The 6,613-nt window shown below is 38.4% G+C and carries 7 protein-coding genes; 2 read left to right on the top strand and 5 right to left on the bottom strand.

Going from position 1 to position 6,613, the window contains the following annotated elements; translation table 11 throughout:
* Window positions 1–227: IS3 family transposase (locus E0H81_RS13005; RefSeq protein ID WP_165492628.1), on the top strand; the 227-nt coding region annotated here is incomplete at its 5' end.
* 73 nt (window positions 228–300) lie between these two features.
* On the top strand, window positions 301–735 hold the full coding sequence (locus tag E0H81_RS13000) for an Imm44 family immunity protein (protein WP_131319470.1): 435 nt from the start codon (window positions 301–303) through the stop codon (window positions 733–735).
* A gap of 178 nt (window positions 736–913) precedes the next feature.
* Here the strand turns inward: E0H81_RS13000 and E0H81_RS12995 are convergent, their stop codons facing one another.
* The 5 genes from E0H81_RS12995 to E0H81_RS12975 form a co-directional block, all read right to left on the bottom strand.
* A complete protein-coding gene (locus E0H81_RS12995) occupies window positions 914–3,106 on the bottom strand; it encodes a PhoX family protein (RefSeq protein ID WP_131319467.1) in 2,193 nt (730 codons plus the stop codon).
* A gap of 205 nt (window positions 3,107–3,311) precedes the next feature.
* The gene (gene tatC, locus E0H81_RS12990) at window positions 3,312–4,070 is read right to left on the bottom strand and encodes a twin-arginine translocase subunit TatC (protein WP_131269211.1); all 759 of its coding nucleotides are present in this window, start codon (window positions 4,068–4,070) and stop codon (window positions 3,312–3,314) included.
* Window positions 4,067–4,489, bottom strand: a complete 423-nt coding sequence (gene tatB, locus E0H81_RS12985) for a Sec-independent protein translocase protein TatB (protein ID WP_131269210.1) — start codon at window positions 4,487–4,489, stop codon at window positions 4,067–4,069. Before tatB ends, tatC begins: the two co-directional genes overlap by 4 nt.
* Before the next feature lie 9 nt (window positions 4,490–4,498).
* The gene (tatA, locus tag E0H81_RS12980) at window positions 4,499–4,720 is read right to left on the bottom strand and encodes a Sec-independent protein translocase subunit TatA (RefSeq protein ID WP_131319465.1); all 222 of its coding nucleotides are present in this window, start codon (window positions 4,718–4,720) and stop codon (window positions 4,499–4,501) included.
* A 614-nt stretch (window positions 4,721–5,334) separates the two neighbouring features.
* Complete coding sequence (locus E0H81_RS12975) at window positions 5,335–6,426, bottom strand: sigma-54-dependent transcriptional regulator family protein (RefSeq protein WP_131319463.1); 1,092 nt, start codon at window positions 6,424–6,426, stop codon at window positions 5,335–5,337.
* Between the last annotated feature and the right edge of the window lie 187 nt (window positions 6,427–6,613).

Genomic DNA, 6,613 nt, shown 5'->3' with positions numbered 1-6,613 from the left:
CCCAAAGTATGTCACGTAAGGGGAATTGTTTAGATAATGCTGCTATGGAGAGCTTCTTTGGAATACTTAAATCTGAATGTTTCTATGGAGAAGAATTTAAATCAGTTGATGAATTGGAGCAAAAAGTGAAAGAATATATTCACTATTACAATCATGAAAGAATCAAGGTTAAATTGAAAGGACTGACCCCTGTAGAATACAGAAATCAGTCCTTAGAAATTGCCTAACTTACTGTCTAACTTTTGGGGGTCAGATCAGGATGTCGGGGTTTTTTTATTATTATAATAATGGGTTGTATTGATGAAATTATGGATAGGCTCTGAGCTAAGTAAAGCAGTTTTAACTGAAGAGCAAATTCTACAGGAATGTAAAGCACGTAATGCAGTTGTTGATACCTTAAACCTGAGGCTAAATGATAAATTTTATAATATTCCCTTAAATAGTTGGGATTGTATAATCATTATAATGGGTGAAGATAGTTTTGAAGAACGTATCTATTATTCTATTAAACGCCAAAATATGGATTTTCGCTTAAGAATAGATCCTACGACCTTTAAGGCCACAGACGACTTAGGACGAAAGAAACTTATTTTTTCTATGCTTTTAAGGAGTATAAATTTATTAAAAATTAAGTTTGAAAAAGTTCGCCCAAAACTTAATTCAAAAGTTTTTGAAGAGCTAGAAAGACTTAAAGAGGATGTACTAAATATTGCAAAAGAAGAAAGTTGGATTTAGCATTTAATTTGAATAAAAATATAAATTTTTTGAGCACTCATTTAATATAAAAATACTTTTTAATATTTAAATATCTGTTTTGACTCATTAACTCTTAAAATGAAAAAACTCAAATATTTAGAAATATTAAAAACAAAAATGCCGGCATTGAGCCAGCATTTTGAGAGAAGCTAAATATTTAGCCTGCAATAACACCACCATCCTTGCGAGTGATGACCACCGTTGCAGAGCGTGGTCGAGAAGTGGCAGATGAGTTAGTCTGTGAAGCTGGCCAATGACTGGTTGGTTTGTTGTAGGCCGGGGAATCTTCCCCAGGATGCTGTACATTAATGAAAATAGCTTTATAGTCCGGTGTCATGGTTACACCTGTAATCTCACAGTCTTTCGGACCTGTCAGGAAACGACGTAAAGTCTGATCTGTGACTTGAGCACCAACAATAGTTTCCTGCCCTGAAGAGGTGGTTGCTCGAGTACCATCTCCAACCTTACCAGGAAGTGCAGCCAGCATCATACAATTGGTTGTATCTGTATAAGCACCATCATCAGTCTGAATCCAGAGTACTCCGCGGGGATCAAACCACATTCCATCTGGCGAAGACAGGTCATTATTATCATTTAAACCCGACAGGTTGATGTTCTGTGCCATTTTGGCTTCAGCACCAAACAGATAAATATCCCATTTGAACGTTATAGCTGTAGTCGTATCTGCATCTTCATGTAAACGGATAATATGACCATTCACATTACCTTTGCCACCTTCCGGATCGTTATAGTTACGTGGATTCGCAGCATCTAGCGCATGCGTGGTACCGCGGTTAGAGTTATTGGTCAGGGTAACATAGACTTCTCCATTCTCAGGATTGACCGCAACCCATTCCGGACGGTCCATTTTAGTCGCGCCTACGCTATCTGCTGCTAGACGAGCAAAGGTCACGACATCTGCCTGAGAACCAAAAGGATAGGCACTGTTCAACTCATTTAAACCGTTGCTACCATAACTCAGCTCAATCCATTGACCGCTCCCGTCTGCATTGAATTTGGCGGCATAAAGCTTGCCATGATCCATGTATTTATCTCCGGCTGCATAGCCCCTATTACGGTCTTTTTCGCTCCATTTGTAGTCAGAGACAAACTTATAAATATATTCTCCACGCGAGTCATCACCCATATAGAAAGCGAGATTATCGTCTTCACGCGCCCGACTGGCACGGCAATCCTCATGGGCAAAGCGACCTAAAGCCGTTCGTTTAACCGGATTTTGCCGGCTATCAACAGGATCAATTTCTACAATCCAACCGAAAGTATTCGGACCATTCCGGTAATCCTGACTTGCATCATCGGCAGTGACATCTGCACTCCAGCGATCATAAAGATCCTGAGGTTCAATTGTACCTACTGCAGATTCCCAACCATAACGCGAGCTTGCACCTGCTTTTAAGCCATAGCGTTCCAGAGCAAGCTTTTCTTGCGGCACGCGATTAGCATCATCAGTTTTGCTACGAACAAAATAACCAATAAAGTTTTCTTCAGTGGTGAGATAGGTACCCCATGGGGTATAGCCGTTGCCACAGTTGTTATGCGTGCCACGGGTTAATTTTCCACCCGGTGAAAAACGTGTAGATAGAAGGGCAGACCCACTCGCAGGACCTGAAATGCTCATGACAGTTGAAGCGGTAATACGGCGGTTATAAATTGAATTTTTGACAATTTCTACTTTTTGATTGGAATTATCTTTTTTGATATGAACGATTGAAACACCATGCGCATTGGTCTCACGAATGACTTCATCTTCAGGGCGACGACCATCGACTTTTGTTGGACCTTGAGGATGTAAAAAAGTTGGATTGATATATTCGTGGTTCATGACCAGCAGACCGTGCTCAGACACAGTCGGGTCATAGCGGCCAGTAGCGATGTTCAAGCCAAAAAAACTCATTCCATCATGGCAGTCACCGGAACGAAACTGAAAGCTTGGTCCGTTCGGGATATTGTTATCATCCCAGTCCGGATAGGCAGGGTTAATTGAATCTCCAAGTGCATACAGGACATTGGCTTCATAACCGTCTGGCACAGTAACGATGTCATTTAAGTTTTTGGCCACTGGCGTGAAGTTGAGTTGCTCTGGTTTTGTATTGGGATCAATAGCAGGCGGGTTTGGTGCAGTCTCGGTTGGCGGTATAGTAGAATCATTATCGTTGTCCCCACATCCAGTCAAAGAAGAGGCGAGAGCCAATGCTGCAGCCCCACTTGCAGTTTTGGCAATCAAGTCACGACGCGATATGGATTGTTCTAAAATATCCCGAAAGTGATGATTGTCTGAAGTATTATTGTCCAATTCCTGATTTTCATCATAAGGTAGGTAATCTGTCATTGTTTTAATCCCACAACTAAGGTTTGATTGTTTTAAAGTCAGGAATAAATTAGCGTTTAAATATGACAGTCAGATGAAGCTAATACTGCATATTTATTAAATATAACATTGATTTATATACTAAAAATAAAAGCAGCTAAAGCTGCTTAGAGAGTATTTTTTTTATTTTGTGTTCTTTTTATTATTATTCAGTTATGTCTAGACATCACTTTTCTATCCATTTGCCTGCCGCCAAACCTAATTCAAATAACAACCACATTGGCACAGCGAGCATAATCATGGATAAGGCATCGGGTGGTGTCACAAACATGGCAACAAAAAAGCAACCCACCACAATAAACCGCCTTTTTTCCACCAAAGTCTGTGTACTGACAATACCAATCAGAATGAGTAATAACGTGATAATAGGAATTTCAAACGTAAATCCAAACACTAAAAACAGTTTTAAACAAAAGGCCAGATAACTATTGATATCGGTCATCGGCGCGACAGTCTCAGGGGATACGCTGATAAAAAAATGAAGGATAGAAGGTAAAGCGATTAAATAGGCAAAAGCAATACCAGAATAAAAAAGGACAATACTGCTGATGAATAGGGGTAAAGCCAGACTTTTTTCTTTTGCATATAATGCCGGCCTAATAAAAACCCAAAGTTGATACAAGATAAAAGGCATTGCAATGAGTAAAGCAATAAAAAAGTTCAATTTAAACGGGGCCATGAAAGTCGCAGTCACATCTGTTGCAATCATGGTGGAACTTTCCGGTAACTGAGCACGTAAAGGTTCCGATAACAGCTGATAAGTTTGGGTCGCAAAAGGCAATAAACATAAGAATAGCCCCAAAAGTACACCCACGATTTTAAAAAGATGCTTACGCAGAATCACTAAGTGTCTGGTAATTGGCATTTCTTCTAACTGAATTTTTTGTGTATTGTTACTGGTTTGAGTTGAAGGCAAAATACTCATACGGCCACCTTTATATCAGAATAATTTTTTTCTTGTTTTATAGCTCTATTGAGCTGGGTTGGCGGTAGATGGACAGGAGAAACTGGCCCATTAATCAATTGATAAGTCAGCTCATGGTCCAATACATATTGTTCTGAATTTTTAATGATGGGCTGATTCAGTACATTAATATTGGCCATTTGTGCCTGCATTTTGGTCTCTAATTCCTGAATACGTTTCAGCTCGCTTTGCATTTGCTCACGTAGTTCCGACAGTCGCAATTCACGGTCAAGATCATTTTGTATATTGCTGGCGACCCTTTTGAGTTTGGCCGACCATTTACCTATAAACCGTACCGCTTCAGGTAACTTATCCGGTCCAAGAACCAGCAAGGCAGTTACCCCAAAGACCAGCAGCTCAGTCATTCCAATATTGAGCATGGCAATACCTTAATTCTTGATTGAACTCTCGCTGGCTTTAACTTCCGCATCAATATTGCGAGGCTGTTGAAGTTGGGCGGTCTCGGCTTCTTCTTCTTCACGGACAGATTTCTTAAAGTCCTTGATTGCACCACCTACATCTTTTCCTAGATTTTTTAGTTTAGAAGTACCAAAAAGTAAGATCACTACAATCGCAAAAATTAGTACATGCCAGATCGATAACCCTGCCATATTTCGTCCTCATTCAATCTTTTAAATTTATAGGGTTATCTCAACACTAAAAAATGACAAAGCTATGACGACTTGATGTCAATTTAAAGACAAGAATGGAGAAGGGAAATTTACAATGAGGTACTAACAACCAGTACAAAGTTAGTACCGGATTGATTCTGTTAAGGTATTATTTTTAATTCATTCAATCAAATAGTTAGCCAGCTATATCTAGCTTAATAATTTAAGAAAACTTGCAATTAAAGCTCTCAGTCATTTATCTATATCAATGAATTTATTATCATTTGTTATGTGTTTAACTTATGTTCACCTAAAGTCTAGTTCATAATTTTTTTTAATAAATAATTAATATTAATATTAAATAGTTATCTTAATAAAATCCGCAATTTTACTTGTGCAAGTTTATGAACCTACTATGCAAATTTAAATCAACATGCTTAAAATCACATTTTAATATCGTTATTGTCGATGGTGGTCAGGCTGGGCTTTCAGTGAGCCATTATTTCAAACTGGCCAATTCAAACACAATAAAGATCTTTAGATGAACAATTTCTATCTGCTACACAATAAAACCTTATTCAATAAAACTTTAGAGTTGAAGCAACAAATCAAATTTAAATCAGATTTGAAAAATAATTACGGTAGGTGCTGTCCTGTGGTAATAATTCTAATAAACGCTGTACCGCATCAATACGATCATGTGTTTGCCCAATAATTCGTAATAATTGATCGATATCCTTTATTTGATAGATCAACTGGCTTAAACGGGCATCAAAACAATGTCTCCAAGTACTTAGTAAAGGGCTTTCTGATTTAGATAAAAAGCTACCTTTATATAGCGAGAATGTACTGGAAATAAGATTTGCATTTAATGATTGTTCAGCACGTAAAAAATCACATTGGACTTCACAGGTAAGCCTATAAATGCGAGCCTCAATTGAATGAGGTAATAGGCTACGAAGTTGTGAAAGCTCAGCCTTTAGGGTTTTTAGGCTGACACTACGCTCACCATAAAGGGCATAGTGTAACTCTTCTAAACCAATGCCATACGGATACAAAGCTAAAATGCAAAGTATTTCAATTTGACGGTGACTCAAGTTCAAAGTATGCCCATTAAATTGAACCCAAGGCGAACCTAGCGCTTTAATATATAAAAAATTTTTCTGTTCAAATTTTATTGCTCGCTGTATTAAGTCTGCACAGCGCTCCACAGCAAGAACGCCTAGAGGGGTATGTTTTTTATATTTTGTGGAAAGATTGATAATGCCATGAAATTGACCTGAAGTCGGATCCCAGATAGGTGCTGCATAACAGACCCAATCACGAACGCTGTCCATTTGGTTTTCATGAGAATATACACAACTTGATGTTTGACTATTTAATGCCATACCAATCGCATTGGTCCCAACCGCCTGCGTTGACCAATGGCCACCTTCAATAAAGTGTACCTTTTCGGCAGAAGAAAGCATCGCGGAACTACTCCAGGTCCATAAGAGAGTACCATGGTGATCTGTAAGGCCAATTGCCATATCGGAATCATCAGCAATTCTTAATAAATCGGCATAATTATGCTGAATAGAGCGGCGGAATAGGGAAGTCTGATCTTCTTGAGGCAAAGCTAAAACGGGTGCAGCCTGGACAATGTGCTGATTAATTAAATGTGTTGTTTGCAGCTTTTTTGCTGGCACTGTATTGAACAGGTTCATATCATATTCCTTTATGATTAGACTGTAATATTTTTAAACTTCAGAAATCAGTTTCCAGATCTATACTCATTCAATCTATTCTTACTTGTACTAAATCATTTTTTCTTGGCTTTGTTAAATTACCTCTTTTTTGGTTTTACCAGCCTTTTAGCTACTTTAAAAGTGTTGTTATGGACTGGAAATGACT

It is taken from the genome of Acinetobacter terrestris (assembly GCF_004331155.1).
In the GTDB taxonomy this organism is placed as follows: Bacteria; Pseudomonadota; Gammaproteobacteria; order Pseudomonadales; family Moraxellaceae; genus Acinetobacter; species Acinetobacter terrestris.
Note: the sequence above shows the minus strand (reverse complement) of the source record. Positions and strands in the feature narration are given on the sequence as shown.